At 67.9% G+C, this 26,370-nt stretch carries 34 protein-coding genes; 16 read left to right on the top strand and 18 right to left on the bottom strand.

Annotated elements, in window-relative coordinates; all coding sequences use genetic code 11:
- Position 1: 1 nt before the first annotated feature.
- Positions 2-1,384 carry an RAD55 family ATPase gene (locus tag MU521_RS05520; protein ID WP_092687603.1) on the bottom strand — a complete coding sequence of 461 codons (1,383 nt, stop codon included), beginning with the start codon at positions 1,382-1,384 and terminating at the stop codon, positions 2-4.
- A 99-nt stretch (positions 1,385-1,483) separates the two neighbouring features.
- Here MU521_RS05520 and MU521_RS05515 point away from each other — a divergent pair, with 99 nt between their 5' ends.
- Complete coding sequence (locus tag MU521_RS05515) at positions 1,484-2,080, top strand: IMPACT family protein (RefSeq protein WP_092687606.1); 597 nt, start codon at positions 1,484-1,486, stop codon at positions 2,078-2,080.
- A gap of 153 nt (positions 2,081-2,233) precedes the next feature.
- Here the strand turns inward: MU521_RS05515 and upp are convergent, their stop codons facing one another.
- A complete protein-coding gene (upp, locus tag MU521_RS05510) occupies positions 2,234-2,908 on the bottom strand; it encodes a uracil phosphoribosyltransferase (protein WP_092687609.1) in 675 nt (224 codons plus the stop codon).
- A 70-nt stretch (positions 2,909-2,978) separates the two neighbouring features.
- Positions 2,979-3,665, bottom strand: a complete 687-nt coding sequence (locus tag MU521_RS05505) for a type 1 glutamine amidotransferase domain-containing protein (RefSeq protein ID WP_092687612.1) — start codon at positions 3,663-3,665, stop codon at positions 2,979-2,981.
- A gap of 110 nt (positions 3,666-3,775) precedes the next feature.
- Between MU521_RS05505 and MU521_RS05500 the strand changes: the two genes are divergently transcribed.
- The 3 genes from MU521_RS05500 to MU521_RS05490 all read left to right on the top strand — a co-directional run bounded on the left by MU521_RS05500 (position 3,776) and on the right by MU521_RS05490 (position 7,155).
- A complete protein-coding gene (locus MU521_RS05500) occupies positions 3,776-4,498 on the top strand; it encodes a DUF5828 family protein (protein ID WP_092687615.1) in 723 nt (240 codons plus the stop codon).
- A 179-nt stretch (positions 4,499-4,677) separates the two neighbouring features.
- Positions 4,678-6,858: a catalase/peroxidase HPI gene (gene katG / locus MU521_RS05495; protein ID WP_092687618.1), complete on the top strand. Its 2,181-nt coding sequence runs from the start codon at positions 4,678-4,680 to the stop codon at positions 6,856-6,858.
- Positions 6,859-7,005: 147 nt separating this feature from the next.
- Positions 7,006-7,155, top strand: a complete 150-nt coding sequence (locus MU521_RS05490) for a hypothetical protein (RefSeq protein ID WP_175452755.1) — start codon at positions 7,006-7,008, stop codon at positions 7,153-7,155.
- 34 nt (positions 7,156-7,189) lie between these two features.
- Here MU521_RS05490 and cysK read toward each other — a convergent pair whose 3' ends face one another.
- The gene (cysK, locus tag MU521_RS05485) at positions 7,190-8,143 is read right to left on the bottom strand and encodes a cysteine synthase A (RefSeq protein ID WP_092687624.1); all 954 of its coding nucleotides are present in this window, start codon (positions 8,141-8,143) and stop codon (positions 7,190-7,192) included.
- A gap of 376 nt (positions 8,144-8,519) precedes the next feature.
- Here cysK and MU521_RS05480 point away from each other — a divergent pair, with 376 nt between their 5' ends.
- Positions 8,520-9,707, top strand: coding sequence for an inorganic phosphate transporter (locus MU521_RS05480; RefSeq protein WP_092687627.1), 1,188 nt, complete (start codon positions 8,520-8,522; stop codon positions 9,705-9,707).
- A 44-nt stretch (positions 9,708-9,751) separates the two neighbouring features.
- Complete coding sequence (locus MU521_RS05475; protein ID WP_092687630.1) at positions 9,752-9,961, top strand: hypothetical protein; 210 nt, start codon at positions 9,752-9,754, stop codon at positions 9,959-9,961.
- Here the strand turns inward: MU521_RS05475 and MU521_RS05470 are convergent.
- Positions 9,958-10,152: a hypothetical protein gene (locus tag MU521_RS05470; protein WP_092687633.1), complete on the bottom strand. Its 195-nt coding sequence runs from the start codon at positions 10,150-10,152 to the stop codon at positions 9,958-9,960. The genes MU521_RS05475 and MU521_RS05470 overlap by 4 nt on opposite strands.
- Positions 10,153-10,188: 36 nt before the next feature.
- Positions 10,189-10,446, bottom strand: a complete 258-nt coding sequence (locus MU521_RS05465) for a hypothetical protein (protein WP_092687636.1) — start codon at positions 10,444-10,446, stop codon at positions 10,189-10,191.
- A gap of 34 nt (positions 10,447-10,480) precedes the next feature.
- Here MU521_RS05465 and MU521_RS05460 point away from each other — a divergent pair, with 34 nt between their 5' ends.
- On the top strand, positions 10,481-10,618 hold the full coding sequence (locus MU521_RS05460; protein WP_175452751.1) for a hypothetical protein: 138 nt from the start codon (positions 10,481-10,483) through the stop codon (positions 10,616-10,618).
- Between the two features lie 25 nt (positions 10,619-10,643).
- Here the strand turns inward: MU521_RS05460 and MU521_RS05455 are convergent, their stop codons facing one another.
- Together MU521_RS05455 and MU521_RS05450 are read right to left on the bottom strand one after the other, a co-directional pair.
- Complete coding sequence (locus tag MU521_RS05455; RefSeq protein ID WP_092687639.1) at positions 10,644-12,371, bottom strand: histidine kinase N-terminal 7TM domain-containing protein; 1,728 nt, start codon at positions 12,369-12,371, stop codon at positions 10,644-10,646.
- Between the two features lie 64 nt (positions 12,372-12,435).
- Positions 12,436-13,839 (bottom strand): hemolysin family protein, encoded by a 1,404-nt coding sequence (locus MU521_RS05450; RefSeq protein ID WP_092687642.1) that lies wholly within the window; start codon positions 13,837-13,839, stop codon positions 12,436-12,438.
- A gap of 173 nt (positions 13,840-14,012) precedes the next feature.
- Here MU521_RS05450 and MU521_RS05445 point away from each other — a divergent pair, with 173 nt between their 5' ends.
- The 4 genes from MU521_RS05445 to MU521_RS05430 all read left to right on the top strand — a co-directional run bounded on the left by MU521_RS05445 (position 14,013) and on the right by MU521_RS05430 (position 15,672).
- On the top strand, positions 14,013-14,288 hold the full coding sequence (locus tag MU521_RS05445; protein WP_092687645.1) for a glutathione S-transferase N-terminal domain-containing protein: 276 nt from the start codon (positions 14,013-14,015) through the stop codon (positions 14,286-14,288).
- Positions 14,289-14,293: 5 nt separating this feature from the next.
- On the top strand, positions 14,294-14,827 hold the full coding sequence (locus MU521_RS05440; RefSeq protein ID WP_092688384.1) for a redoxin domain-containing protein: 534 nt from the start codon (positions 14,294-14,296) through the stop codon (positions 14,825-14,827).
- A gap of 74 nt (positions 14,828-14,901) precedes the next feature.
- Entirely contained in the window at positions 14,902-15,057 is a 156-nt protein-coding gene (locus MU521_RS05435) for a rubrerythrin-like domain-containing protein (RefSeq protein ID WP_139171044.1), read from the top strand.
- Between the two features lie 45 nt (positions 15,058-15,102).
- Entirely contained in the window at positions 15,103-15,672 is a 570-nt protein-coding gene (locus MU521_RS05430) for an L-threonylcarbamoyladenylate synthase (RefSeq protein WP_175452756.1), read from the top strand.
- A gap of 270 nt (positions 15,673-15,942) precedes the next feature.
- On the opposite strand, the gene citZ is transcribed toward MU521_RS05430, so the two are convergent.
- Positions 15,943-17,079 (bottom strand): citrate synthase, encoded by a 1,137-nt coding sequence (citZ, locus tag MU521_RS05425; protein ID WP_092687651.1) that lies wholly within the window; start codon positions 17,077-17,079, stop codon positions 15,943-15,945.
- A 279-nt stretch (positions 17,080-17,358) separates the two neighbouring features.
- On the opposite strand from citZ, the gene MU521_RS05420 reads away from it, so the two are divergent.
- Positions 17,359-18,591, top strand: a complete 1,233-nt coding sequence (locus MU521_RS05420) for a potassium channel family protein (RefSeq protein WP_092687654.1) — start codon at positions 17,359-17,361, stop codon at positions 18,589-18,591.
- On the opposite strand, the gene MU521_RS05415 is transcribed toward MU521_RS05420, so the two are convergent.
- Positions 18,588-18,968, bottom strand: coding sequence for a DUF7536 family protein (locus MU521_RS05415; protein WP_245681132.1), 381 nt, complete (start codon positions 18,966-18,968; stop codon positions 18,588-18,590). The genes MU521_RS05420 and MU521_RS05415 overlap by 4 nt on opposite strands.
- Before the next feature lie 110 nt (positions 18,969-19,078).
- Between MU521_RS05415 and MU521_RS05410 the strand changes: the two genes are divergently transcribed.
- On the top strand, positions 19,079-20,035 hold the full coding sequence (locus MU521_RS05410) for a succinylglutamate desuccinylase/aspartoacylase family protein (RefSeq protein WP_092687657.1): 957 nt from the start codon (positions 19,079-19,081) through the stop codon (positions 20,033-20,035).
- Positions 20,036-20,245: 210 nt separating this feature from the next.
- Positions 20,246-20,731: a DUF7979 domain-containing protein gene (locus tag MU521_RS05405; RefSeq protein ID WP_092687659.1), complete on the top strand. Its 486-nt coding sequence runs from the start codon at positions 20,246-20,248 to the stop codon at positions 20,729-20,731.
- Between the two features lie 6 nt (positions 20,732-20,737).
- On the opposite strand, the gene MU521_RS05400 is transcribed toward MU521_RS05405, so the two are convergent.
- Positions 20,738-22,045, bottom strand: a complete 1,308-nt coding sequence (locus MU521_RS05400) for a tRNA(Ile)(2)-agmatinylcytidine synthase (RefSeq protein ID WP_092687662.1) — start codon at positions 22,043-22,045, stop codon at positions 20,738-20,740.
- A gap of 146 nt (positions 22,046-22,191) precedes the next feature.
- On the opposite strand from MU521_RS05400, the gene MU521_RS05395 reads away from it, so the two are divergent.
- Positions 22,192-23,154, top strand: coding sequence for a transcriptional regulator (locus MU521_RS05395; protein ID WP_092687665.1), 963 nt, complete (start codon positions 22,192-22,194; stop codon positions 23,152-23,154).
- A 21-nt stretch (positions 23,155-23,175) separates the two neighbouring features.
- On the opposite strand, the gene MU521_RS05390 is transcribed toward MU521_RS05395, so the two are convergent.
- From MU521_RS05390 to MU521_RS05380, 3 genes are all read right to left on the bottom strand, one after another.
- Positions 23,176-23,664 carry a metal-dependent hydrolase gene (locus tag MU521_RS05390; RefSeq protein ID WP_092687668.1) on the bottom strand — a complete coding sequence of 163 codons (489 nt, stop codon included), beginning with the start codon at positions 23,662-23,664 and terminating at the stop codon, positions 23,176-23,178.
- Positions 23,665-23,808: 144 nt separating this feature from the next.
- Positions 23,809-24,054 (bottom strand): glutathione S-transferase N-terminal domain-containing protein, encoded by a 246-nt coding sequence (locus tag MU521_RS05385; protein ID WP_092687671.1) that lies wholly within the window; start codon positions 24,052-24,054, stop codon positions 23,809-23,811.
- A gap of 152 nt (positions 24,055-24,206) precedes the next feature.
- A complete protein-coding gene (locus MU521_RS05380; protein ID WP_092687674.1) occupies positions 24,207-24,413 on the bottom strand; it encodes a hypothetical protein in 207 nt (68 codons plus the stop codon).
- A 59-nt stretch (positions 24,414-24,472) separates the two neighbouring features.
- Here MU521_RS05380 and MU521_RS05375 point away from each other — a divergent pair, with 59 nt between their 5' ends.
- Positions 24,473-24,649, top strand: a complete 177-nt coding sequence (locus tag MU521_RS05375) for a DUF8120 family protein (protein WP_175452757.1) — start codon at positions 24,473-24,475, stop codon at positions 24,647-24,649.
- 16 nt (positions 24,650-24,665) lie between these two features.
- On the opposite strand, the gene MU521_RS05370 is transcribed toward MU521_RS05375, so the two are convergent.
- The 4 genes from MU521_RS05370 to MU521_RS05355 all read right to left on the bottom strand — a co-directional run bounded on the left by MU521_RS05370 (position 24,666) and on the right by MU521_RS05355 (position 26,368).
- Entirely contained in the window at positions 24,666-24,815 is a 150-nt protein-coding gene (locus MU521_RS05370; RefSeq protein WP_175452758.1) for a hypothetical protein, read from the bottom strand.
- 7 nt (positions 24,816-24,822) lie between these two features.
- Positions 24,823-25,359, bottom strand: a complete 537-nt coding sequence (pyrE, locus tag MU521_RS05365; protein ID WP_092687677.1) for an orotate phosphoribosyltransferase — start codon at positions 25,357-25,359, stop codon at positions 24,823-24,825.
- 212 nt (positions 25,360-25,571) lie between these two features.
- Positions 25,572-25,943 (bottom strand): NifU family protein, encoded by a 372-nt coding sequence (locus MU521_RS05360; RefSeq protein WP_092687680.1) that lies wholly within the window; start codon positions 25,941-25,943, stop codon positions 25,572-25,574.
- Between the two features lie 185 nt (positions 25,944-26,128).
- Positions 26,129-26,368: a hypothetical protein gene (locus MU521_RS05355; RefSeq protein WP_139171045.1), complete on the bottom strand. Its 240-nt coding sequence runs from the start codon at positions 26,366-26,368 to the stop codon at positions 26,129-26,131.
- Positions 26,369-26,370 lie beyond the last annotated feature (2 nt).

Below are 26,370 nucleotides of genomic sequence, written 5' to 3'. Positions count from 1 at the left end.
GTCAGCGCAACTGGACGTACGGGGGGTCCTCTAGCGGTTCGACGACGCGGGTGTGGCCGGGCGTCCCGGCGGGCGATTTGGGGACCGAGAGGTACTGGAGTTCGTCGCTCCCGCGCCAGGTGCGCATCACCTGATCCGCGACGCCCGAGAAGAAGGCGGTGAGCCGGTCGCCGGCCACCGAGCGGTCGCCGGCCAGTACCAGTGTGAGGTCGTACTCGCCGTTCATCACGTTGCCGTCGGCCCAGTAGTAGAGCTGTCGGGACTCGTTTTCGGTGACCAGGTGGGCCATCGCCGAGTGTTCGATGATCGCCACGGCCTCCTCGACCCGACCGCCCAGTTCCGCGACCAGCGTCCGGAACGCCTCCTGGATACTGCCCTCCTCCGCCTGCAGGACGACGTTGTCGGAGTCGAGGCTGGCGACGACCGGTTCGTTCGGGCTTCGGCTGATTGGGTCGATCAGGTACAGCAGGTTCCGGTCCATCAACTCGGTGACTGGGGCGACCGCCTCGGCCAGCAGGCCGTCCACCCGGTTGACGAGCGTTCCCGGCGCGGTCACCAGCACGACCGGTGCGTCCTGCTCGACGGCGCGGGCGGTTAGCGCGGCGGTAAAGGGCCAGTGGTCGGCCGTCCCGTCGTGTTCGAGGAGGGTGGTCCCGTTGCGGACGAACCCGCCGGTGAGGTCGTCGAGGCCCGGGATACCGGTCCGGAAGGGGTCCTCGTGGGTCGCCCACTCCCGTGCCGACACGGCGACGCCGTCGTCGTCGTGGGCGAGTGCGTGCCGGCGGGTGTCGTGGTCCCGGCTCCGGAGTTTCTCGACCCGGCAGAACGGTCGGGCGTCGCCCTCGACCTCCTCGCGCCAGCAGTCGACGACGCCGTGGGCCAGGCGCGCGACCGACTCCGGTTCGTCGTCAGTGGCGGTCAACACCGCCGTCGTCTCGTGGTCGTCGAGCCGTTCGAGCAGGTGAAAGCGGCCGTGACGGCCCCGCTCGCGATCCGGCGCGAGTTCGACCAGCCCGCCGGCCCCGTCGACGACCAGCCGGTCCCACTGGTCCTCGCTCAGGCGCTCGATCAGCGAACCGAACGGGATCGTGTCGGCACCGTCGGCGGTGACGAAGCGGACACCGCCGCCGCCGCTCGTGTCCCGGTGGACGGCCGCGAGCGTGATGCGCTCGGCCGGGTCCAGCGATGTCCGGACGACCCCGAGGGGCTCGTCAGTGGTCACGTACAGACAGTCCTCGTCCGCGTCGGCGCCCGCGTCGAGAAACTGCATCGCGAGGCGGCTCTTTCCCACGCCCGACGGGCCACGGACGAGGAGCGTCCGGCCCTCGGGCACGCCCCCGCCGAGCATCTCGTCGAGCATTTCGTCACCGGTCGACCGTGACATACCCCCTACAGGGTGCCCGAGTGACAAATAAGGTCGGCACGGCTCGGCCCCGAAAACGACGGCGGAAGGGGTTTGATCCTCGCCCCGCTATCCCCGCCAGTGACCGACCGCTACTGGACCCTCGCCGGGCGCGGCCGGGCCGCCTTCGAGATCAGGGGCTCGGAGTTCGTCGGCCACGCCGCCCCCGCGACCAGTGTCGAGGCCGCAGAGGCCTTCGTCGAAGAGATCCGCGAGGCGTACGCCGACGCGACCCACAACGTCCCGGCCTACCGCGTCCGGACCGACCCGCTCACCGAGTGGGCCTCTGACGCCGACGAACCCTCCGGATCCGCCGGGAAACCCGCGCTGAACGTCCTCCAGGGCGAGAACCTGGAGAACGTCGTCGTCGTCGTCACCCGCTACTACGGCGGGACGAAACTCGGCGTGGGTGGCCTGGCCCGCGCCTACTCACAGGGGGTCACGGTCGCCGTCGAGGACGCCGGGATCACCGAACGCCGTCCCCACGAGTCGTTCTCGATAACCGTCGAATACGACGACTCCGGCACCGTCCGTGGCATCCTCGAATCCGAGGGCGTCGAGTTCGACGCCGAGTACCGGGCCGACGTGACCTTCGACGTGCGCGTCCCGGTCGCCGACGCCGCCGCCCTCCGGGACCGCATCCGGAGCGCGACCAGCGGCCGGGCGACCATCGAGTGAGACGCGGTCACACCGCCAGCACGGTCGAACACGCTGACATATAAATAGCCGAACTGGTGTTCGGGTGCAGGTTACAGATCGGTCGTTGTATTGCGGTTTTCCAGGTGAAACCGGGGGGTTTCGACGTGCGTCGACATTCCCCACACTGTCGGGTCAGGTCGTGCGGAACGCGCGGTCGCCGGCGTCACCCAGACCGGGGACGATGAAGCCGTCGTCGTCGAGGTGGTCGTCGATGCTGACGGTGAGCAGGTCGACAGCGGGGAACTGCTCGGCGACGCGGGTGATCCCGGCCGGGGCGCTGACCGCCGAGAGGACCAGGAGGTTCTCGGGGTCGCCCGCGGCGGTGACCCGCTCCAGCACGGCGGTCATGGTCGACCCCGTCGCCAGCATCGGGTCGGCGACGATGACGGTGTCCTCGTCGGTGATCTCGGGCATCTTCTCGTAGTCCACGTCGATGGGGAACTGCCCCTCGTCGTCCATCCCGGCGCTCTCGTCGCGGCCGGCGCTGATGACACCCTGTTTCGCGTGCGGGAAGGCCTTCAGAAGCCCTTCGACGAAGGGGGTGGCCGCCCGGAGGACGTTGACGATCACCACATCGTCGAGGCCGGTGACGCGTTCGCCCATCGTGTCGGTCAGCGGCGTCTCGATCTCGACGTACTCCGTGTCCATCGCCCCGTCGATGATCTCGTAGCCACAGATGCGGCCGAGTTTCACGAGTCCTTTGCGGAAGGCGACCTGTTCGGTCTCGACACTACGCAGGTCCGAGAGCGTGTGCGTGGCGAGCGCGTGCGTGACGAGGTACGCGTCGCCGCGTCGTTCGATGGCCATACTGGCGATGTCACCGCCGACAGCATAAAATCGGACGGATCGCGGCCGCTGGCACGCTGGCCGACGGTCGTCAGTACTCGACGCCCATCTCCGCCAGCAGCGTCACGGCGGCCGCGTGCGAGGACGGCGGCCCCCGCGCAGTCACGAGGTCGCCGTCGACGGTGACGGACGTGTCGTCACCGAGGTCGGGGTCGAAATTCCCGCCGGCCGCGCGCACCTCGTCCTCGACCCAGTATGGCAGTTTTCGCCCGTCGGGCATGGTGTCGTTCTCGTCGACGATGCCCTCCTCCCAGGCGTTGGGGAAACCGGTCACGTCACGGCCCTCCACGAGGAACCCGCCGTCGGAATCGCGGGTGAACGCGAGGATGCCGGCGGCGTGACAGACGACCAGCGCCTTGCTGTCGCCCGCCTCGACCGCCGTCCGGAGCGCGGCCCGGGCGTGCCGGTCCTGGTTCACGTCCCACGCGGTGCCGTGGCCGCCGGGGAACACGACCGCGTCGTACCCGCCGGGATCGACCTGTGCCAGCGGCGTCGGGTCGGCCAGTCGTTCGTCGGATTCGGCGACTTCACGGACGTGTTCGGCGGTCTCCTCGCCGACCTCCTCGGGGTCGATCGAGCGCTCGTCGATCACCGGTTCGCGCCCGCTCGGGGTGGCGACCTCGATGTCGACTCCGGCGTCGCTGAGTGTGGTGAGCGGTTCGATACATTCCTCGCCCCAGTAACCTTCTTCGCTGACGACGAACAGTGCGGATGGCATGGACACCGAGGTAGAAGTTTCGGACGGAAAAGCCCGTCTTCCGCTCCGCTGACGACTGCCGAGGATGGGGGAAAAGCTATATTGGGTCGTACCTTACCCGTGGAGAACCGATGGAAGAGAGTGTCTCGGGGTTCAAACAGCGTGGCCGCTGGGTCGACGTGGTGGAACACGGCGAACGGATCGTGCGCGCGCTGACGGACCTCGCCGAAGACTCCGACGTCGACGCCGTCGACGAGGACGCACTGGCGGAATTCGACGACTGGCGGCCCAAATCCGACGAACGACTCGACGAAGACGTCAACGAGAAGACCGCCGAACAGGCGAGCGTCGACGAGGGCGAGGGGGAGAAGGCCGGCAAGGAACCCGACGAGGACCTCCAGAAAGCCGGCGAGAAACTCACCGAATCCTACGAGAAACTCGACGACGACCCGGACGAGGCCGTCGACAAGTGGGGCGAGTCCATCGACTACGTGGCCCGCGCCGCCGACTCGGCCGGCCGGAAGGCCCTCCGGGCCGTCGAGGGGGCCGTCTACAAGAACGTGATGACCCAGATCGCCCCCTACTACTTCGACAACGAACTCGTCTCCGCGAACCTCCAGCGCTCCGGCCGCGGCGAGGCCCCCGAGTACGTCTTCGAGGTCAACGTCAACGACGACGACCTGAAGATCCGGGTGTCGAACACACTCGCCGACTACGAGTCCTCGGTCGACCGCTGGCACGTCGACACGCCCAAAGACACCGACACCGTCGCCGCCGCCGAGGGCGTCGAACCGCCCGAGCCCAGCGACGACCTCGTCGCCGAGTCCAACGAACCCGCCCCCGAAGACGGGTGACGGCGGCGAGCAGACCCCCGACGCGGTCGCCGACCACTCTGCCGATCGGACCGCCGAGTCGCTGCGCCCGCGGTGGCCCCTATTCAAAGACAAAAATCAATTCGGTGTGCGTAAAAATACTCTCGGGTCATAACCAAACATTTGTATCCAGCGAGGCACTGTTTAGGAACGAGCACACAATGTCATCCGACGAGTCATCACCAGGGACGCCGTCCCCTAACGCGCGAAAACCGAACACGGACTGGTGGCCAAATCGGCTGGACCTCGAGATCCTCGACCAGAACGCCCGTGATGCCGGGCCGGTGAGCGACGACTTCGACTACGGCGAGGCCTTCCAGAGCCTCGACCTCGACGAGGTCAAAGCCGACATCGAGCAGGTCATCACCGAGCCCAAGGAGTGGTGGCCAGCGGACTACGACCACTACGGCCCGTTCATGATCCGGATGGCCTGGCACAGCGCCGGCACCTACCGCGCCTACGACGGCCGTGGCGGCGCCGCCGGCGGCCGCCAGCGCTTCGCCCCCATCAGCAGCTGGCCGGACAACGCCAACCTCGACAAGGCGCGCCGCCTGCTCTGGCCGGTCAAACAGAAGTACGGCCGCAACCTCTCGTGGGCCGACCTGATGATCCTGGCGGGGAACGTCGCCGTCGAGTCGATGGGGTTCCAGACCTTCGGCTTCGCCGGCGGCCGTGAGGACTCCTTCGAGCCCGACAAGGGCGTCGACTGGGGGCCCGAGGAGGAACTCGAGACCCAGGAGCGCTTCGACGAGGCCGGCGAGATCCAGGAGGGCCTGGGCGCCTCCGTCATGGGCCTCATCTACGTGAACCCCGAAGGCCCGGACGGCCAACCGGATCCGGAAGCGTCGGCGGAGAACATCCGTCAGACCTTCTCCCGGATGGCGATGGACGACCGACAGACCGCGGCGCTGATCGCCGGCGGGCACACCTTCGGGAAGGTCCACGGTGCCGACAGCACCGAGAACGCACACGGCCCCGACCCCGAGGAAGCACCCATCGAGAACATGGGGCTTGGCTGGCAGGACGGCGAGACCGCCCGCGAGGAGGGCGTCACGACGAGCGGCATCGAAGGCCCCTGGACGTCCTCGCCGACCGAGTGGGACATGGGCTACGTCGACAACCTGCTCGAGTACGAGTGGGAACCCGAGAAGGGTCCCGGCGGCGCCTGGCAGTGGACGCCCACGGAGGGCGAGGACGTCGAGGCGGCCCCGGACGCCCAGAACCCCGACGAGGAGGTCACGCCGATGATGCTGACGACGGACATCGCGCTGAAGCGTGACCCCACGTACCGCGAAATCATGGAGGACTTCCAGGAGAACCCCATGGAGTTCGGGATGTCCTTCGCGAAGGCCTGGTACAAGCTGACCCACCGCGACATGGGCCCGCCCGAGCGGTTCTCCGGCCCGGAAGTGCCCGAGGAGACGATGGTCTGGCAAGACCCCATCCCCGACGCCGACTACGACCTGATCGGCGACGAGGAGATCGACCAGCTCAAAGCCGAGATTCTCGACTCCGACCTCTCACGCACCCGGCTCGTCAAGACCGCGTGGGCCTCGGCCTCGACCTACCGCGACAGCGACAAGCGCGGCGGTGCCAACGGCGCCCGTATCCGGCTGGAACCCCAGCGGAACTGGGAGGTCAACGAGCCCGAAGAGTTGGAGACGGCCCTCGAAACGTACGAGGACATCCAGCAGGAATTCAACGAGTCCCGCTCGGACGACACCCGGGTCTCGCTGGCCGATCTGATCGTCCTGGGCGGTAACGCCGCCGTCGAGGAGGCGGCCGCCGAGGCCGGCTACGACGTCTCCGTCCCCTTCGAGCCGGGCCGGACCGACGCCACCGAGGAGCAGACCGACGCCGACTCCTTCGAGGCGCTCAAGCCGCGGGCCGATCCGTTCCGCAACTACATCCGCGACGACGTCCAGAAGCCGGCCGAGGAAGTGATGGTCGACAAGGCCGACCTGCTCGACCTGACCGCCGAGGAGCTGACGGCGCTGGTCGGGGGTGCCCGCGCACTGGGTGCGACCTACCGCGACTCCCACCTCGGCGTCCTCACCGAGGCGGAGGGCGCGCTGACCAACGACTTCTTCGTGAACCTGCTCGACATGGGCACGGAGTGGGAGCAGACCCGCGACTCGGAAACCGTCTACGAGGGCCGGGACCGCGAGACGGGTGACCTCGAGTGGGAGGCCACCCGCCTCGACCTCATCTTCGGCTCGCACGACCGGCTCCGGGCCATCGCGGAGACCTACGCGGCCGAGGACGGCGAGGAGATGCTCGTCGAGGACTTCGTCGACGTCTGGACGAAGGTCATGCGGGCCGACCGCTTCGATCTGGAGTAAGCGGCGGTCAACCGGCGTCCTGTAGCCGGAGTGAACTTCTTTCAGTTCTGCCGCTGTAGCCCGGAGCACCTGGACCGTCTCTCAGATCGTCACGCATGGACAGACACGACTCAGCTGCGAGAACTGAAACGCGGTGTCGTCCGGTTCGTGGCCTGGATCACGATCAGTCCGCTCCTCGATCGGGGCGACCTGTCGACGACACTGCTGGAGGGAGCGGTGACGGCACTCCTTTTCGTCGGCCTCGGTCTCGTTTTCGACTGGCGACGCCGGATCGAGTCAGAGCGAGGGCGCGGCTAGGACGTAGTCGTCCCCGTCGGTTCGGTCACCGCCGTCACGCCTCGTCGAACAGCCCCGTCGAGAGGTATCGCTCGCCGGTGTCCGGCAGGATCACCACGGTCACTTCCTCGGGGTAGTCCCGGGCCACGTCGAACGCCGCGGCCGCCGCCGCGCCGCTGGAGACCCCGACGAGCAGACCCGCCTCCCGGGCCAGTCGTCGGGTGGTCGCTTTCGCGTCGTCCTCGTGGATCGTCCGCACCTCGTCGATCACGTCCGGGTCGAGGGTGTCGGGGACGAAACTCGGCCCGATGCCCTGGATGCCGTGTGAGCCGCCCTCGCCCTTCGAGAGGATGGGTGACCCCGCGGGCTCGACCGCGACCGAGCGCAGTGAGGCGCCGCGGTCCTCCTCGATGTGTTTCGAGACGCCCGTAATCGTCCCGCCGGTGCCGACGCCGGCGACGACGGCGTCGACCGCGCCGTCGGTGTCCGCCCAGATTTCCGGGCCGGTCGTCTCGCGATGGGCGCGGGGATTGGCGTCGTTCTCGAACTGCTGGGGCACGAACCCGTCGTCGGCCTCTGCCAGCAGTGCCTCGGCGCGGTCGATCGCGCCCGACATCCCGTCGTCGGCCGGCGTGAGTTCCAGGTCCGCGCCCAGCGCCCGGAGCAACTGGCGGCGCTCCTCGCTCATGGACCCGGGCATGGTCAGCGTCACGTCGTACCCCTTCGCAGCGCAGACGAACGCCAGCCCGATGCCGGTGTTGCCGCTCGTGGGCTCGACGACGTGGGTGTCCTCGTCGACCAGTCCCTCGTCTTCGGCCTGTGCGATCATCTCGCGGGCGATCCGGTCTTTGACGGAGAAGGGGTTGGCCGCCTCGACCTTGGCGTAACAGTTCGGCGCGAACGCCGAGAGATCGACCAGCGGGGTCTCACCGATCAGCTCCGTCGCCGATCCGGCGGCTTCGACCGCACCTGTACTCCGCGCGTCGTCGGACAGACTCGTCTCACTCATAGTATCGCCGTGGCTCGGTCGTCACACGAGGAGTCGTCGCCGCGTCCCCCTCAACCGACACCCAAAACAGTGCGGGGGACGACCCTCGCTCCCCCGTTCGGGTCACCAGTCCCGTTCGATGGAGAACCCGCCACAGTCCGGGCAAACCTGTCGCCGGGCCTCGTACTCTGACCCACAGCGTTGACACTCGTACTCCCCGTGCTGACCGGCGAACCGCCGTAGTCGTTCGAGTACCACTGCCCCCACCTACCATCCACTGTCCACGCCATCACGTATAATGATTCGGCAACCACGGCGCAAAAAACGATGTATACCGCCGTGCCGAGCGCCCGATGACGGCAGCTTATTACGCGTGCCCGCAGTAGCCGTCTATCGAATGGTCGCTGGAGGCACGCTCGCGACGTTTCTGGTCGCCGGAGCCGCAAGTCTGTTCATGGCGTGGGCCATCGGCGCGGGGTCGTCGGGGTCGACGCCGTTCGCCCCGGCGGTCGGTGCCAACGCCATCTCGGTCATGCGGGCCGGCTTCATCGTCGGCCTGCTCGGGCTGGCCGGGGCCGTCCTGCAGGGCGCGAACGTCACCGAGGCGGTCGGCCGGGAACTCATCCTGAACGTGACGCTCTCGCCCACCGCAGCCGTCGTCGCGCTCATCACCGCGGCGGTGCTGGTCGCCATCGGCGTGTTCGCCGGCTACCCCATCGCCACCGCCTTCACCGTCACCGGCGCGGTCGTCGGCGTCGGGCTGGCGCTGGGCGGCGACCCCGCCTGGGCCAAGTACCAGGAGATCGTCGCGCTGTGGGTCGCCGTCCCCTTCGCCGGCGGCGGCATCGCCTACGGAACCGCCAGGACGCTCCGGGACGAACGGGTCCCCGAGTCGATAGCGGTCCCCCTGCTGGCCGGCGTCGTCGGCGCGATCCTCGCGAACGTCCGGTTCGTCGTCCTCGGACCGCCCGGCGAAGCCGCGTCGCTGACCGGCGTCGCCGCCACCGCACTCCCCGACTTCTCGTCGCTGCTCGTCTACGTCGGCGCGACGCTGGCGGCCGCGACACTCGTCGCCGTCGTCCTCTGGTGGGACCTCCGCGGGAACCCCGAAGCCGGCCAGCGCCACTTCCTGCTCGCGCTCGGTGGATTGGTCGCGTTTTCCGCCGGTGGCAGTCAGGTGGGTCTGGCGCTCGGCCCCCTGCTTCCCCTGCTCGACCCCTTCGAGATTCCGCTCGTCGCGGTCCTGCTGGGCGGCGGGCTCGGCCTCCTGCTGGGATCCTGGACCGGCGCGCCCCGGATGATCAAGGCGCTCAGCCAGGACTACTCGGCGCTGGGGCCGCGCCGCTCCATCGCCGCGCTCATCCCCTCCTTCGCCATCGCCCAGACCGCCGTCTTCTTCGGCATCCCCGTCTCCTTCAACGAGATCATCGTCAGCGCCATCATCGGGAGCGGCTTCGCCGCCGGCGGGAGCGGCGTCAGCGGCGCGAAGATGGGCTACACCGTCCTCGCGTGGATCGGGTCGCTCGTCCTCGCCTTTACCCTGGGCTACGGCGTGTTCACCGCCGTCGACGTACTGCTGGCCTGATCGGTCGGAGTCAGCTTTTTTCGCTTCCACACCGTACCACGCCCGTGATCCCCTACTGCGACACGCCGGGCCAGTCCGTCGCGGCCGCCGTCGTCGGCGGTTTGCTCGGGACTGTCATCGCGCTCGCCGTGGGTTTCGATCTCGCGGCCGGCGTCGTACTGGCGGGCCTGCTGGGTGGCCTCGCGGATCTGGCCGCCCACGTCGTCCGCGGCGACGACCAGTTCCGGGCCGCCATCGCGCAGTTGCGTGGCTAGCCCGCCTCGACGGGAACTCCGACGTCGCGAAAGATCGTTTTCGCCCGCTCGAACGCCTCCTCGCCGTGGTCGAGCCACAACGACGGCAGCATGACGTACCGCTTCTCGCGCTCCCCGTCGCGGTCGTAGTGAACGACGAACCGCGGCCGGGTGAGGCCAGTCGTTCCCTCCGTGGCCGTGACGCGCACCACGTCGCCGAGCGGAATCGCCTCGTCGCTCGTGAACCCTCAGAGGGAGTTGCCGACCCGAGCGAGCACGACCACGAGGGCCACGCCGCCGAGAATCAACCAGGGGTCCTGGTACTCGCCCGAGAGGAGCAGCGAGAGCGGCGTCCCGACCGCGACCAGCACGGCGACGACGGACGCCCAGAACAGGAGCCGGTTCCCCTCGTGGAGCCGGCGGGCGTACCCGCGGATACTCGACTCGATGCGCAGGGTGCCCCCGTCGAGGTAGCACCGACCACGCTTCGTCCGGAAGGAGGGCATACTCGACCGTTGTGGCAACGAGCCAAATTGAGCTGTGCTGGTCACACCGCAGGGCACTTCGGTCGCCCCCTCACTCGCCGCGCTCATCCCCTCCTTCGCCATCGCTCAGACCGCCGTCTTCTTCGGCATCCCCGTCTGCTTCAACGAGATCGCCGTCTCGGCGGTCGTGTGACGGCAGCGGCTCTCTCGGTGTCCCGTCAGTGAGCCAGCTCCCGGGACTCCGTCACGTCGTCGCCCCGGACGGTCGCGGCCTGCAAGGTGACCGTGACGGTCGTCCCGCGGTCGGTCACTGCGAAATCGAGGTCGCCGTCGGATTTCGTCACGATCCAGTTGACCAGCCAGAGACCTGCCCCGCTGCTGTGTTCGAGGGCGGTTTCAGTGAGCCGGTCGAGAACGGCGATCTCGCTGTCGGGGATGCCCGGCCCGTCGTCGGTGACGGCGATCTCGACCGTCTCGCCGGTTTTCTCTATCGAAATCTCGACGGTCGGCGCCCCCTCGTTGTGCACGACGGCATTCTCGACCAGGTTCTCCACGGCGACCTCGAGATCCTCGTGGGCGCTGACCCAGGCTTTGGCCGGACCGCTCGTCTCGATCGACGCCGACGGGTACTGCTCGCGCATCTCCGCTGCGATGCCGTCGACGAGCGTCCGGCTCTCGACCGTCAGCTGGTGGCTATCGGCCTCGATGATGCGCATGATGCGGCGCGCCTTCTCGCTCGTCTCGATGAGTTCGTTGCTCCGGTCACGGATCGTGTCAGCGAACTCGGTCAGCTGGCCGTCGCCTCGCCGGGCGATCTCCTCGGCGTTTCCCCTGATGACCGTGAGCTCGTTCCGGAGATTGTGTCGCACGATGCGGTTGTAGACCTGCCTGTGGCGGTCGAGTTCCTGTTCGCGACGCTTCAGCGCGCTCACGTCCCGCAGCACGATCACCGTCCCGGTCTGTTGCCCTCGCTCGACGATGGGCGTCGTCGTCGCGGAAAAGTGTCTGACGGTCCCGTCGTCGAGGATCTGCACGTCCGTCGTCCGCTCCTCGCAATCGCGGTAGTGTTCGAGGAGCCCGGGATAGTCGGCGAACACGGCCGAGACGCGCTTCCGAATGGGATCCGAGGCCAGCAGGGACCGGGCGGCGGGGTTCGCGTCGACGATCCGCCCCTCGACGTCGGCCGTCAGCACCGCGTCCGGCATCGTTTCGACGGCCGTCCGCCGGCCGATGGGTACCAGCTCGAACAGGTCGTGACGGAACAGCGCAAGCCCCCAGACGGCACTCCCAACCAGGAACCCCACCGGCGTGACGTCGACGTACGGCGGGAACGGCCACGGCCAGACGTTCTTGAGGAAGAAATCGAACGCGCCGAGCGTGCCGACGAGCCACCCCAGAAACAGCAACGTCACTTGCCGTCGGTGAAACCCGCTCGAACCTGGCAGCTCGCGGAACAACACCACCGCGGCACCGATACTCAGCGACAGGACGTAGACGACGTGAATCGGATACCACGGCCCGAGTCCGAACTGGCGGAATCCCGCCGCCGTCACGACCGACCCGCTCGTGTACACCAGGTGGTGCCAGGGGCTGGTCACGGCGAGTGCGACGGTACAGGCGGGGATCACGAGCACTGCCGCAACCGGTTTCGACCACAGTCCGATCCGGCGTCGGCGGACGAACTCCGCGACCAGCAACGCCCAGCCGAGGATCGTCACGTTCACGGCCGTGAGTTGTCCGACGACCGAGACGAACTGGACGCCCGGGTCGCCGACCAGCGCGCGAAGGCCGCTCGCCAGCGACCAGCATCCGATGCCGACGACCGCCACGACGAATCCCCGCACCCCCGGCTTGCTCCTGTGCTTGCTCGCGCCGGCGATCAGTCCGAACGCCGGAATCGCGACGCTCGCGAGCCCCACGCCGACCACGTCCGCAGCCCCAACCATCGTGTCCCGATAGGTATCTCTCTACTGATGAGTGCTGGGTGGATATCGAGCGCGGAAACGGGCGTCACTCGGGCTGGGTTTCGGGCTGGGGTTCGTCGTCCGTCTCGTCGACGTGTGGTTCGCCGGGCTGGGGCTTGCGAGTGACCAGCGCTTTCATGATGCGGGTGTTCTCGACCTGCTCGACGCGGATCTCGACGCCGTCGTACTCGATCTCCTCGCCCTCCTCGACGAGGCGGCCCGCGAGGTTGAAGATGAAGCCCGCGATGGTCTCGAACTCCTCGCCCTCGGGGATGTCGATGTCCAGGGCCTCGTTGACCTCCTCGATGTTGACCTCGCCTTTGACGATGGCGCTGTCGTCGCCGACGAATTCGATGGGTTCCTCCTCTTCTCCCTCCAGAATCTCGCCGACGATCTCCTCGGTGAGGTCCTCCATCGTCACCAGTCCCTCGGTCGTCCCGAACTCGTCGATGACGACGACCATGTGGAGGCGTTCGTCGCGCATCTCGGCGAGCAGGTCGTCGACGTTTTTGGACTCGGGGACGTGCAGGGTCGGCTCGATCAGGTCCTCCAGTTCGAGGTTCCCGTCGGCCACACCGCCGTAGTTGCGGTCACGGACCAGATCACGGATGTGGACGACCCCGATGACGTTGTCGAGACTCCCCTCGTAGACCGGGAGCCGGGCGTGGCCCGACTGGACACACTGCTCCATGGCCTCCTCGACGGTGGCGTCTTTCGAGATAGCGTCCACGTCCAGCCGCGGTGTCATGACCTCCTTGGCGATGGTGTTGTTGAACCGGAGCGTGCGCTGGAGCATCTCCCGTTCCTCCTCGTCCAGCACGCCCTCGCGCTCGCCCGTCTCGATGATGTCGCGGATCTCCTGGCGGGTGACGTAAGAGGTCTCGATGGCGGTCTGGCCGCCGGTGACGCGGTTGACCTGCTGGGTGAGAAAGTCGAAGACGACGATCAGCGGCCACAGCACGCGCTCGGCGAACTTCAGCGGGCGGGCGATGGTCAACGCCCACGATTCGGTGTTCTCGACCGCGTAGCTCTTGGGGGCGCTCTCCCCGAACAGCAGGACCAGCGCGGTGATCCCGAACGTCGAGACGGCGACGGCGACGCCCTGGTTGAAGTAGATCGCCAGCAACCCGGTCGTGATCGAGGTCATCGCGATGTTGACCAGATTGTTCCCGACCAGGATCGTCACGAGCAGGCGGTGTGGATCCGCTTTGAGGTTCTCCAGCGTCTTCGCTGCGGGAACGCCGTCCTCGACGAGCGCGTCGACGCGGTGGGCCGCCAGCGAGAACATGGCGATCTCCGACGAGGAGAAAAACGCCGACAGCACGAGCAAGAGGAAGACGACCGCGATCCCGACGCCGGTGACGAGACTGTCGGTCAACTGCACGCCCAGCACCTGTGCCGCGACGGGCAGGGGTTCGATCAGCGGCGCGACGGCCGAGGCTGCGCCCATTACCCGCTGACTTTGCCGTCGGCGGGATTAAGACTTGTCATCGCCGTAATGCGCGCCATCCCGCGATTTCGGCGCTTTCGACCCCGATTCCGGACGCGTTCCGGCGAGCGTCCGTGCGGTCGCGGCACGAACGCCCGAAGGGCTTACCCGGGTCTCGCTCCAATGACCCACCGATGAGCGACCCGGAAATCACACTCTACCGCCTGCAGGCGTGTCCGTTCTGTGAACGCGTCGTCCGCAAGCTCGAGGCCTACGACCTCGACTACCGGTCGCGGTTCGTCGAACCGATGCACTCCGACCGGGACGTGGTCAAACGCATCTCGGGCAAGCGAACCGTCCCCGCCATGGTCGACGAGGCCACCGGCGTCACGATGTCCGAAAGCGCCAACATCGTCGACTATCTCGACCGCACCTACGGGGACGCCGACGAGACCGGAGGTGCCGCCTGATGGCGATGGGACTCGACTTCGAGGTCGTCGACCTCACCGACACCGACCACCCCGAAGAAGGCGAGCAGGCCCCCGACTTCGAACGCCCCCTCGTCAACCACGAGTACTGGGAAGATACTGCGCTGTCGGACCTCACCGCCGACGGCCCAGTCCTCCTGCTCTTTCACACCATGGACGGGGCTTTCCCGACGACCTACATGTGGAACGAGATTCGCGACCGCCAGTGGGGCCACCGGGAGCGTGACGACGACCTGACCGTCGTCGGCCTCTCGGTCTCCTCGCCGTACGAACACAAGCAAACCGTCCAGGAACGCGGGATCGAGGACGCCGACTACCGCCTGTTCTCGGACCCGCAAAACGGCGTGGCCGAGCAGTACGACATCGCCCACGACCTCGACGGGATGGCCGGCGTCAGCGAACCCCGGCCCGCCGTGTTCCTGCTCGACGCCGAACGCGTGATCCAGTACGCCTGGGTCGCCGACGAGTGGCCCGAGTTCCCCGACTACGACGCGGTCGAGGCCGCCATCGACGACCTCTGAGACGACGCCGGGACCGCTCGCCACTCGATCCGTGCGTCGAACGATTTCTCGCGTCGAGTATGACACTCTCTCGTATGCCAACGCCGACCGATCCGGCTCCGTGTGCCGAGGGCGAAGACCTCTACGAGTGTCTGGACTGTGGCGCGCGGTGCTGTTCCGCCGAGCGACTCACGTCCTGTCCCGACTGTGACGGTCGGGTCGAGAACCTCACCGAACCCCGATCGGAGTGACTCGCCATCCCCGCGCTTTTGGCCGTCGCCGTTCGAGTGTCGGATATGTCCGTCGACGACGCGGCCAGTGCACTTGCCGCCGGCGACCTCGTGGTTTACCCCACCGAAACCGTCTACGGCCTCGGTGCGGACGCCACCGACGCCGACGCCGTCGAACGCGTCTTCGAGGCCAAGGGCCGGGACCGCGACAAACCCGTGTCGCTGGCCGTGCCCGACATCGAGACCGCCCTGGAGTACACCGTCCCGACCGCCGACGAGCGGGCGTTCATGCACGAGTTCCTGCCCGGTCCCGTGACGGTGCTGGTCGACCGCAAAGACGTGGTGCCGGACGTACTCACCGCCGGCGGCGAGCAGGTCGGCGTGCGCGTGCCCGATCACGAGATGGCGCTGGAACTCCTGGACGCGTTCCACCCGGTTACCTCGACGAGTGCCAACGTCAGCGGGACCGGCAGTGTCCGCGAACTGGCTGAACTGGGCGAGCCGATCCGCGAGGCCGCCGCGGTCCTCCTCGACGGCGGGGAGACTCCGGGCGGCGGCAGTACCGTCGTCGACGTCGAAGCCGGCGAGATTCACAGGCGGGGGCCGGTGGCCGACGAGATCGAAAGCTGGCTGTAAGACGACCTTTGTACGTCGTCGGGCGCGCCTCCGGGGTCCCACTCTCTGCTCACGGGCGGCGAAGCCGCCCGTTCGCACGGTATGTGGGACCTTCGATCCCGCACTACTCGCAAAAAGCTCGAGCAAAAACGGACCGCTCACTCACTGCCTCGCGGGTCGTGCCTCCCCGCTCGGCTTCCGGAGACGCTCCTTGCAGTCGCGTCTCCCTGCTCACGGCTCCCTGCGGTCGCCGTTCGCTAGTTCGGAGATTCTTCCTGCGGTCGAATCTCCCTACCGCTCCTCGACCGGCACGAACTCCTCGTCGGTCGAGCCGATGTAGCGGCCACGCGGGCGGATCAGCCGGTTGTCCTCGTACTGTTCGAGGACGTGGGCGATCCAGCCGCCGACGCGGCTCATCGCGAAGATGGGCGTGAAGATGTCGACCGGGATACCCATCTGGTAGTACGTCGACGCCGAGTAGAAGTCGACGTTCGGGGCAAGGCCCTTTTCGTCTTTCATCCAGTCCTCGATCGAGGTGGAGTACTCGAACCACCTCAGCGAGCCAGCGGCCTCGCCGAGGGCCTTGGACTTGTCCGAGAGGATGCGGGCCCGGGGGTCCTTGACGTTGTAGACGCGGTGGCCGAAGCCGGGGACGCGCTCGCCGGCTTCGAGCTTGTCCTTGGCCCACTCGACCGGCTCCTTGCCGGACTCGTCGAGGTCGAGCAGGGCCTCCATCACGTCCTGGTTCGCACCGCCGTGCAGCGAGCCCGAGAGTGCGCCGATCCCGCCCGGAATGGCCGAATGCAGGTCCGCGAGCGTCGAGGAGATCACCATCGAAGAGAACGTCGAGGCGTTCAGTCCGTGGTCGGCGTGGAGCACGAGCGCCATGTCGAACGTCTCGGCGAGCACCTCGTCGGGCTCCTCGCCGTTGAGCATGTACAGGAAGTTCTCGGCGTGGGTGAGGTCCTCCCGGGGCGCGACCGGCTCCTCGCCGTCGCGGATCCGGGTGAACGCCGCGATGATCGTCGGGATCTTCGCGGTGATGCGCCGCCCCTTCCGGAGGTTGGCGTCCCGATCCTGGGGATCGGCCTCGGCGTCGGGGTCGTGTGCCGAGAGACTGGAGACGGCTGTCCGCAGCGCGGCCATCGGGTTCTCGTCGGCCTCGGCCAGCGAGCGCACCAGGTCGTACACGTCGTCGTGCAGGTCCCGCTCGGCGCTCATGGCCTCGGTGAATTCGGCGAGCTCCTCGCTGTTCGGGAGGCGGCCGTGCCACAGCAGGTACAGCACTTCCTCGTAGCTCGCGTCACGCGCCAGATCGTCGATCGAGTAGCCCCGGTAGATGAGTTCGCCGGCATCACCGTCGATGTAACTCAGTTCCGACTCGGCGACCAGGACACCCTCAAGCCCTTTCTTGAGCTCGTCGGACATACCCCCCGGTTCTCTACCTGCCGGGAAAAGCATTATCTTTTGGCCGGGACATGCAATCCGCCCGCCGGGGATGGACTGGACGGGCGAATAAAATACACGCTAAAATGTTAAAACTATCCACCTTGTGGCGATAATGTTGGGTGATTGGACTGTAGCTGGCGCGGGACGGCCCGCCCCTCTGAGCCCGCGCGCCGCCCGGACCGGTTGGGGATTTGACACCGAACTGGCGGTGGCTGTCGCCGGGCAACGCTTTTCCCTCGGCGACGAGGAGCCTCGGGTATGGCAGTCGACGACGTCGAGTACGAGCCGGTCAGCGTCAAGGAACTGCTGGCCGAGATGAAAGACACCGCGGAACTGCTGATCGACCTCTCGTACTCGGCGGTCCTGCTCGGCTCCGACGAGGTGGCCGAGGAGGTGCTGGAACTGGAAGCCAAGATGGACGTGCTCCAGTTGCGCGCCCGGATGGGCCTGCTCATGGCCGCCCGTAATCCCGCGGACGCCGAGGCGCTCGCCCCCGTCCTCGGGGTCGTCGGGGCCGCCGAGAAAGTCTCCGACGCCGCCGGCGACATCGCCAAGGTCGTGCTGGAGGACATCGGCCTCCCCGACGCCATGCGGGCCACCCTCCCCGAGGCCGTCGAGACGGTCGTGCGCGCCGTCGTCGTCCCGGATTCGCCCTTCGCCGACCGCACGCTCGAAACTATCAACCTCGAAACCGAGACCGGCGTCCGCGCCATCGCCATCCGCCGCGAGGGCGAGTGGCTGTTCAATCCCGGGCCGGAGACCACGCTCCGACCCGACGACGTGGTCATCTTCCGGGGCTCGGAGGAGGGCATCGCCGGCGTCTACGAGGACGCTACCGGCCAGGCGTACGTCCCGCCCGAACCCCCCGAACCGGGGATCGACGACCTCGAACGCGCCGTGGACTCCATCGTCCACATGAAAAACATGAGCGAACTCGCCGTCGATCTGGCCTACGGCGCGGTGCTGTTCGATTCGGACGCCGTTGCCGAGGAAGTGCTGGAACTGGAAGCCGAGGTCGACGCCCTCCAGTCCCGCTTCGAGGCCTGGACCCTTCAGGCCGCCGGCCGCGTCGACGACCCCGTGAATCTCCGGGGACTCGTCCAGCTCGCCAGCGCGACCGAGGTCATCAGCGACGCCGCCCTGGAGATCAGCGAGGGCGTGTTGCGGGGGCTGGGCACCCACCCCGTCGTCGCCGAAGCAGTCAGAGAATCCGACGAGGTGATCGTCCGGCTGACCGTCGCCCCCGACAGCGACCTCGCGGGCGTCACGCTCGGGGAGAAGATGGTCAAGACCGAGACCGGGATGCGCGTCATCGCCGTCCGACGCGGGCGCACCGAGAGCGAACGCACCGGCCGCGAGGGCGGAAGCTGGGTCATCTCGCCCGGCCCGGAGACCGAACTCCATCCCGGCGACGTGTTGATCGCGAAGGGTACCCGTTCGGGGGCCGACCGGCTGGCCGATCTGGCCGGCGACGAACCTGAAGACGGCTAGAGCGTCTTCGAGAGTCGATACGCCTCGCGCAGCACCAGCGCCGCCGTCACCAGCGCGCCCAGCCCCGTCGCGAGGACGAACGCCAGGGCCACGTAGTACAGTGGCGACCGACTCACACCGGGCACGACGACGAAGAACGTGAACACCGCGGTCGTGAACACGAAGCCGAAGATGAACCCGCGGAAGGCGTTGTCCCGGACGTTCAGCGCTTCGATCATCGCTGCCTTCCCGCCCGGGCGGTCGGGGCGGGTGTCCTCCCACCCGGCCTCGGCGTCTGCCGTCGTGCCCGCCTCGGGGCCGGCCTCCGACGCGGCCCCGTTCGCGCTACTCGCGGGACCGCCGTCCGGACTCGCGGGTGCGTCAGCGTCGTCTGTCACACTCTCGCTAGCGACTCCCCGGGCAAAATCGCGTCGGTCTTCGTCCGGATTCCGGCAGGGCGTGGAGCATATCGAATCTCCTAAGACCGTGCAACCGCGCTGTGGTGATAATGACCAGCCTCGGCACGGCGACTGCGGCCCCCGGCGAGATCGATACCGGGCGCCTATTCGTCGGCGAGACCCGTGACGGCACCGAGGTCGGACTGCCGGTCGCGGTCGTCAACGGTGCCGACAGCGGGAAGACCCTCTACGTGCAGGCCGCCAGCGACGGCGACGAACTCAACGGCGTCGGCGTGATCCAGCGACTCGTCCCCCGACTCGACCCCGACGAGATCGCCGGCACCATCCTCATCGTCGGCATCGTCAACTACCACGCCTTCCAGGTCGCCGAACACCGCAACCCGGTCGACGACACGAAGATGAACCGGACCTACCCCGGCGACGAACGCGGCACCTCGAGCGAGCGCATCGCCGCCGCCACCTTCGAGGCCGCCACCCGTGCCGACCTCATTCTCGACCTCCACCAGGGCTCGACCTCCCGGATGATCGAGGAGTGTCGCGTCCGCTGTGGCCCGCGCCACCGCCTCCACGACGAGTGCCTCGAACTCGCGAAGGTCTTCGGCTGTGGCTACATCCTCGATCAGAAAGGCCCCGACGGCCAGCTCGCCCGCGCCGGTCCCGACGACGGCGTCCCCACTATCGACCCCGAACTGGGGGGCTGTGTCGGCTGGGACGACCACTCCATCGAAGTCGGCGTCCGGGGCGTCCAGAACGTACTGGCGTACTACGGCTTCACCGACGAGACCCACGTCCCCGAACCCCAGACTCGGGCCACCGGCTTCGAGCAGTACGGCGCGCCCGCTGGCGGCCTCGTCACCTTCCACAAGGACCTCGGCGACCGCGTCGCCCGCAACGACACCCTCTTCGAGGTCACCGACGTGTTCGGCCAGTCCAAGGCCGAAGTCACCGCCGACTCCCAGGGCGTGTTCTGGCGCACCCGCCGCCTCCCGCAGGCCGCCACCGGCGAGTACGTCTGCTCGGTGGGGACGGACGTGGATTCCTACTAAGTCCCCCACTTTTTACGTCGGGGGGTGCGCGTGGCGCACCCCCCATCGCAAAAACTTGGGGAAAAACACGGGATTCGCGCCAGCGGCGCGAATCCCGGGAACCGGCGCGCTCCGCGCGCCGGATGCTGGTGCCGACCGCAACCGCCCCGCGACCGCAACCGCCCCGCACCGCCGCAGAAAGTACGTACCGCTGACAGCTACAGCACCCGCATGGACTGGGATCGGGGGATGGCAGTACTGGCCATCGGCGCTGTCATGCTCGTCGGCGCGGCCGGCGGCGGCTTCGTCGTCTTCGATTCCGAGTACGTCCACGACCTCCAGAACGACGCCGCGGTGTTCGACGCCTCGACGGAGGGACATCTCCAGTACGCGAACCTCTCGGAACGCGGGCAGACGGCCGTCGACCGAACCATCGAACGCGGCGAGTACGTCGTCGAAGACGAGTCCGAGACTGCACCCGAGTTCATGTATATCGATGATGGCGTTGGCCGGTACGTGATCCAGCGCGACGGCCGTGCCTACGAGATCACGACGCACCGGGAAGGGCCCGGGATGGGGCTCCTCTGGTTCCCTGCGATGTTCGTCTTGCTTCCGCTGGGGATGGCGGGGGCCGCATTCGTCGTGGCCGGGATCATTCTCGTCGCGTTCGATGCGTACCGACGGCGAACCGCGGACCGACCCCCTGCCGAGGACTGACCGCTCTCATCGCTCGGGATGGGTCGGCCCATCGAACCCACCTCTCACCAGCGGCTTCGCAATGTGCCGTCGCGCACACGGCGGGACTTCGTACCAGCCCACTTCGAGGTCGCGCTCGACCGTGCGCTCGACCTTCCCCTCTGCCCCGGTCCCGCAGTCCCGACAGCGATACCCCGCGTTCGCGCCCGCGCTCTCCATCGACCGCCCGCACTCGGGGCAGTCCGGCGTGACGAGTTCCGTGGTCTCGAGGCCCCGAACCGCGAACTTCTCCAGTTTGCAGGTTTCATCGCTGACCTCCCCACAGACGGTCACGCGGTCGCCGACCCGGAGCGCGCGCACGCGGTCACGGAATCGCTTGGTCGGCTCGAACGCCGCACACTGGAGGGGAGCGACCGCGGAATTCGGGAACCCGAGCGCGAAGAAGACGTGCCCGCCCTCCCGGGTTTCGGGACCCTCGACCACCTCGCCGGTGACGCGGACGGCCCGATCCTCGGTGATCTCGCCCGGCCCGACAGTTTGCAGGTGCTGGTCGGTCCCCTGATTCGTGACGAACGTCGCCCGGCGGGCGACGGGTTCGCTCTCGATGGCCTCGGCGGCCGCCTCGACGCGCTCGCGGTCGTCACCGCGGATGCCGTACAGCACCGGGCCTGGCGTGTTCGGGACACAGACCGCCTCGCCCTCGCCGCGGTCGACCGTGTCCCAGATGTCGGGGTAGAACTCCTCGGCCACCGAAAAGACCGATTCTGGCTCCACGTCGCGCTCGCTCCCCCAGCGGTCGCGCTCGCGGTAGGTCAGGCACTCGTAGGTCCAGTCCGCGGGCTGGGCCACGGGGCCTCTATCGCCCAGCCCGGCCCACGCGCCGGCGGCCGCGCTCGCACCGACGAGGCCGCGGCCGTTCCCCCAGCCCCGGTGGCGGTACCCACCCGATTCGAGGGGTTCGCGCACGTCGGTCTCCGGATCGAGAATCTCCCGGATCGCTCGCCGGGGCAGGGTCCGAAGCCAGTCCGACTTCGCGCCGAGGTCGTCGGTGACGGCGACCACGCCCGGATTGGTCCGGTCGTCGCCGGTCTCGGCGGTTTCCTCGACCAGGGCCGTCGCCAGTTCGAAGGCCTCGTCGACGCCGAGGTCACAGTGGACCGCCAGCGCGGCGTTGCCCCGTGTCTTGTACTCGACGGCCGGATTCAGCCGGACCAGGAGCAGACGCTCCACGTGCCCGCCCGCGCGACGGACCCGCTCGGCCAGCACGGCGGCGGCGTAGGTCGTACACATCCCTCGCGTCCGGGAATCGGTGTCGTCCAGCCCGACGATGGTCACGACCGCCCCTTCCGGGTCGGCGGAGTAACGCGTTTCGCCAAATCTTAGTATATCAATCTATCGCCGATGGACTTCGAAAACCACCGGACGGGGCGTGTCCCGCCGTCACAAACGTTTTTATGTGAGGGATTACTAAAGTGTCCCTGATGTCACGATCCGCACTGGTCGGTAACGTCACCGCGATGTTGCGGGACGCGGGATTTCTCGTGAGCGACCGGTGTGCGATCCGGCCCAAGAGCTTCGACGTCGCGGCCCGCCGCGGTGAAGACACGGTACTGGTGAAGATTCTCGGCAACATCGACGCTTTCGACGCCAAGACCGGCGCGGAGATGCGCCGCCTCGGCGAGTACCTGCGAGCGACGCCCGTCGTCATCGGGTTGCGGACTCGCGACGAGGAGCTCAAGCCCGGTGTCGTCTACTTCCGCCACGGCGTTCCGGTCCTCTCCCCCGACACCGCGATGGACCTGTTCGTCGAGGAGGTACCGCCGCTGATCTACGCCGCGCCCGGTGGCCTCTACGTCAACATCGACAGCGAGGTGCTGGCCGACGTCCGCGAGGACCGGGACTGGTCGCTGGGCCGTCTCGCCCAGGAACTCGGCGTCTCCCGCCGCACAGTATCCAAGTACGAGGACGGCATGGACGCCTCCGTCGACGTGGCGACCCAGCTCGAAGAGCTGTTCGAGGCCCCACTCACCTCGCCCGTCGACGTGATCGACGGGGCCGACGAGGTCCGCGAGGACGAGCCGATGCCCGAGGACCCCGAGGTCGACCCCGACGACGAGCCCGTCGTCGCCGTCCTCACCCGCGTCGGCTTCGACGTGCACCCGACTGACCGCGCGCCGTTCAAGACGATCAGCGAGGACGAGCGCCGCGAGTCGCGTATGCTCACCGGCCACTCGGAGTTCACCGAGACTGCCGAGAAACGCGCCCGGATCATGTCCTCGGTCGGCCGGGTCACCCGGACCACCTCGATCTACGTCGTCGACCGCGCCCGGCAAGAATCGGTCGACGGCACCGCTCTCATCGAGCGCGAAGAGATCGAGAACATCCGCGACGTGGAAGACCTCAAGGACCTGATCAAGGAACGGGCCGACGAGACGCCGGCCTGACGGCGGCCGCGTCTGGTTCTGCTACTCGCGTTGCTCGCGGAGAGCCAACCGCGCCAGGGCCGACCGGATCCGCGACCGATACCGCCGGTCGACGAGCCCGGCGAACAGGATGGTGGCGGCGACGACCATCGCCGCGACGTTGGTCAGGAGCCAGCCGATCTCCAGCCCGTACAGGCCGTTGTCCAGCGGCACCAGCAATCGGACGCCGCCGGTCAGAAAGTCCAGACAGAGGTGTGAGACGACGCCGATGATCGCCGCCCGCCGGGAGCCAAACAGTGAGAGGACGGCGACGAGAATCGCACCGAACAGCAGGGAGTGCATCACGCCCCGGTGGAACCAGACGACGCCATCGAGGTACCCGAGTCTGACCAGCGGGGTGAAGACGAATTTGTCCGCGTCCGGTATCGACGCCGCGAGAACAGCGACGAAGTATGGCTCCGGCCGGCGCTCGCGCAACAGTAGATAGACCAGCGCCATGCTGAGCAGGATGTGCGCACCGTCCGCGACCATATCCTTGATTGTCCTGTCAGGGTATATAGTATCGGGTTCGCCCGTGGTCGCTACCGGGCGCACGGACCGCGAAACGCCGCCGCGACCGGCGTCGGCCGCCTGGCGCCACGGGCGCGCAGGCGACCTGCCCGTGACGCCGGAGAATCAGGCGTAGGTCTCTTCGAGGTACTCCACGATGTCGTCGGACTCGGGCATCCCCTCGACGCCGTTGTCCGGGTCGACCAGCACGGGAACGCCGGTCTGGCCGCTGACTTCCTGCACCTCGGTCCGCTCGTCGTGACTCCGCGGGACCATGTGGGACTCGTAGTCCAGACCCAGCTCGTCCAGCTTCTCGATGACCTTCGCACAGTACGGACAGCCCTCCAGCTCGTAGAGTTCGAGGTTTGCCATCGCCGTCCGTAGGGCGCACAGCCACAAAGACCCAACGGTGCTGTGCGGGCCGCGCACAGGCCTGTCGGCCGTGATCCTCGCTTCAAAACCGCCCACCGACCACGAGAGAAACGGCGACACTGCGATCACGGTGGCCGTCGACGCACGGGGGCCTAGACCTGGTTGTCGGCGCTCTCGGCGCTGTAGCGGCCGGAATCGCGGTCGTACTTCGAGAGCAGATACGCGAAGACGGAGCCGAACACGCCGGCACCGGCCCAGAACTGCCAGGGGAGCGGGACTGGCTCTGGGAAGCGTGCCAGCGTTCGCGAAACCGTCGTCCGGACGGTCCCGGGCCTGACCACCCGGCCCCGCGACGCCACCGGGAACCCACGTCCGCTTCAGTACGTTGAAGACCGCCCGCTGTCGAGTCTCCGGGTAGATGCAAGTCCCACTCTCGCCGCGTGGCCTCCGCTGGCTCGACCGCGTGAGCAAACTGGTCGGCCTCGTCTTGCTCGCGGCCGCGCTCGAAGGCTCGCTCGGCCAGTGGTCGCTGGTGGCTGGCATCACCGGCCTCCTGGTCGGTGGCGGGACGATCTTTCTGGAACCCACCGAGTGAGGCCGGCGGTCCCGACTCACCCCCGCGCTCGCCACTCCCTGCGAACGAAAAACCCCGCGAGGACGAGCGTACAGACGCCGAGCGACGCCGCTCGCGCCAGCCACGGGTGGACGAAGCGGTCGAAGAAGCCATCGGCGTTCTCCGGGCCCGGGGGTTCCTCGCGCATACTCCCTTCAGCCGTCGATTCCCTCGGCGTCCTCGAGCAGGTCCTCGGCGGTCAACAGCGACTCCAGTTCGATGTCGTGGTCTGCCAGGTGCTCGGTCGCCCCTTCCTGCCGGTCGACGACGACGAGGACGCGATCCACGGCTGCGCCCGCCTCCCGGAGCGCTTCGACGGCGTCGACGGCGCTCTGGCCGGTCGTCGCGATGTCTTCGAGGACGACGACTTCCTCGCCCTCGGTGAGTTCACCCTCGATGCGGTTGCCGGTGCCGTACTCCTTGGCCTGCTTGCGCGCGATGACGTAGGGGTGGCCGGTCTCGACGCTCGTGACGGCCACGAGTGGGACCGCCCCCAGCGCCACGCCGGCGAGTTTGGACTGGCCCACGCGGTCGGCGAAGGCCTGGGCGATCAGCTCCAGACACCGGGGGTCGGTCTCGAAGACGTACTTGTCGACGTAGTAGCTGGAGGTGCCGCCGTGGGACAGCTCGAACTCGCCGAACTTCACGGCGTCGGCGTCCCTGAGCGCGTCGATGAGCTCCTGATTGGCCATGTCGGACCTGCCGGGCCGACGGGACTAATACCCGCCGGAACGGTTCGATCCCACGTACACTGGCCGGGGCCGTCTCGCCTGCGCCCGTCGGCCCCCTGGTTTCCCCGCGTCGCGCGGGAGTGTGACCTGGCCGTCCTGCTGGCCCATGATCGCTTCACCGTCGCCGCCCGGCGCTGTCGCTCGCGGACCTGAGAAAAAACGCGGAACCCGACTCAGAACGGCGCTTCGGGGCCTTCGTCGCTCTCGTCGCCGCTGCTGGACTCGTGGCCCGGGAACGAGGGGCTGGTGGAACCGCCGGCCATGCCCTCGCTGCCCCCCATGTCGCCGCCGGTGTTGGCGTGGACCGTCTCGATCTCGGGGAGCTCCTTGGTCATGCGGGTCTTGATCGCCTGGATCGTCATCGGGGAGATGCCACAGCCCGAACACGCGCCGCCGAGCTGGATCGAGACCTCGCCGGTCTCTCGGTCGATGCTCTCGATAGCCGCGCTCCCGCCGTGCATCTGAATCTGCGGGAAGTTCCGGCGCAGGAAGTTCGAAATCTGCTCTCGGAGGTCGTCGTCGCCGCCCTCGGTTTCAGTACTCATGGTATCTCCGATTATGCTCTCACCGTGCTTAGGCTTTTGGTCTCCCAGCTTTTTCCCGCTCGGGTGGCCTGCAGCCACCACTCGCGGCAAAAACGTGGGCGAAAAAAGCGGATCGCGCGCTCTCGCGCGCGATCCGGTGCTGTGCTCGTGCTTTCCCCGACAGCTGGCCGTGTTGCCGCCCGTCGTTACAGACAGTTTCCGGTGAGCAACTGCACGACGATCTCGAACAGCTTCTGCGTGGTGAGGACGATCCCGCCGTCACCGCCGCCGAGCAGGTCCAGAATCGTCCGGTCGTCGTCGATGACGACGGTACAACCCTCGCTCTGTGTGTCCGTTCCGTCCGTCTGTGCGACTGCGCCGCTGCTGAGCAACGTGATCGTGAGCAGTGCCGCGAACACGATGGCGAGTGGCTTGCGGAATTGCATCG

The organism is Halorientalis regularis (assembly GCF_023698535.1).
Taxonomy (GTDB): domain Archaea; phylum Halobacteriota; class Halobacteria; order Halobacteriales; family Haloarculaceae; genus Halorientalis; species Halorientalis regularis.
Note: the sequence above shows the minus strand (reverse complement) of the source record. Positions and strands in the feature narration are given on the sequence as shown.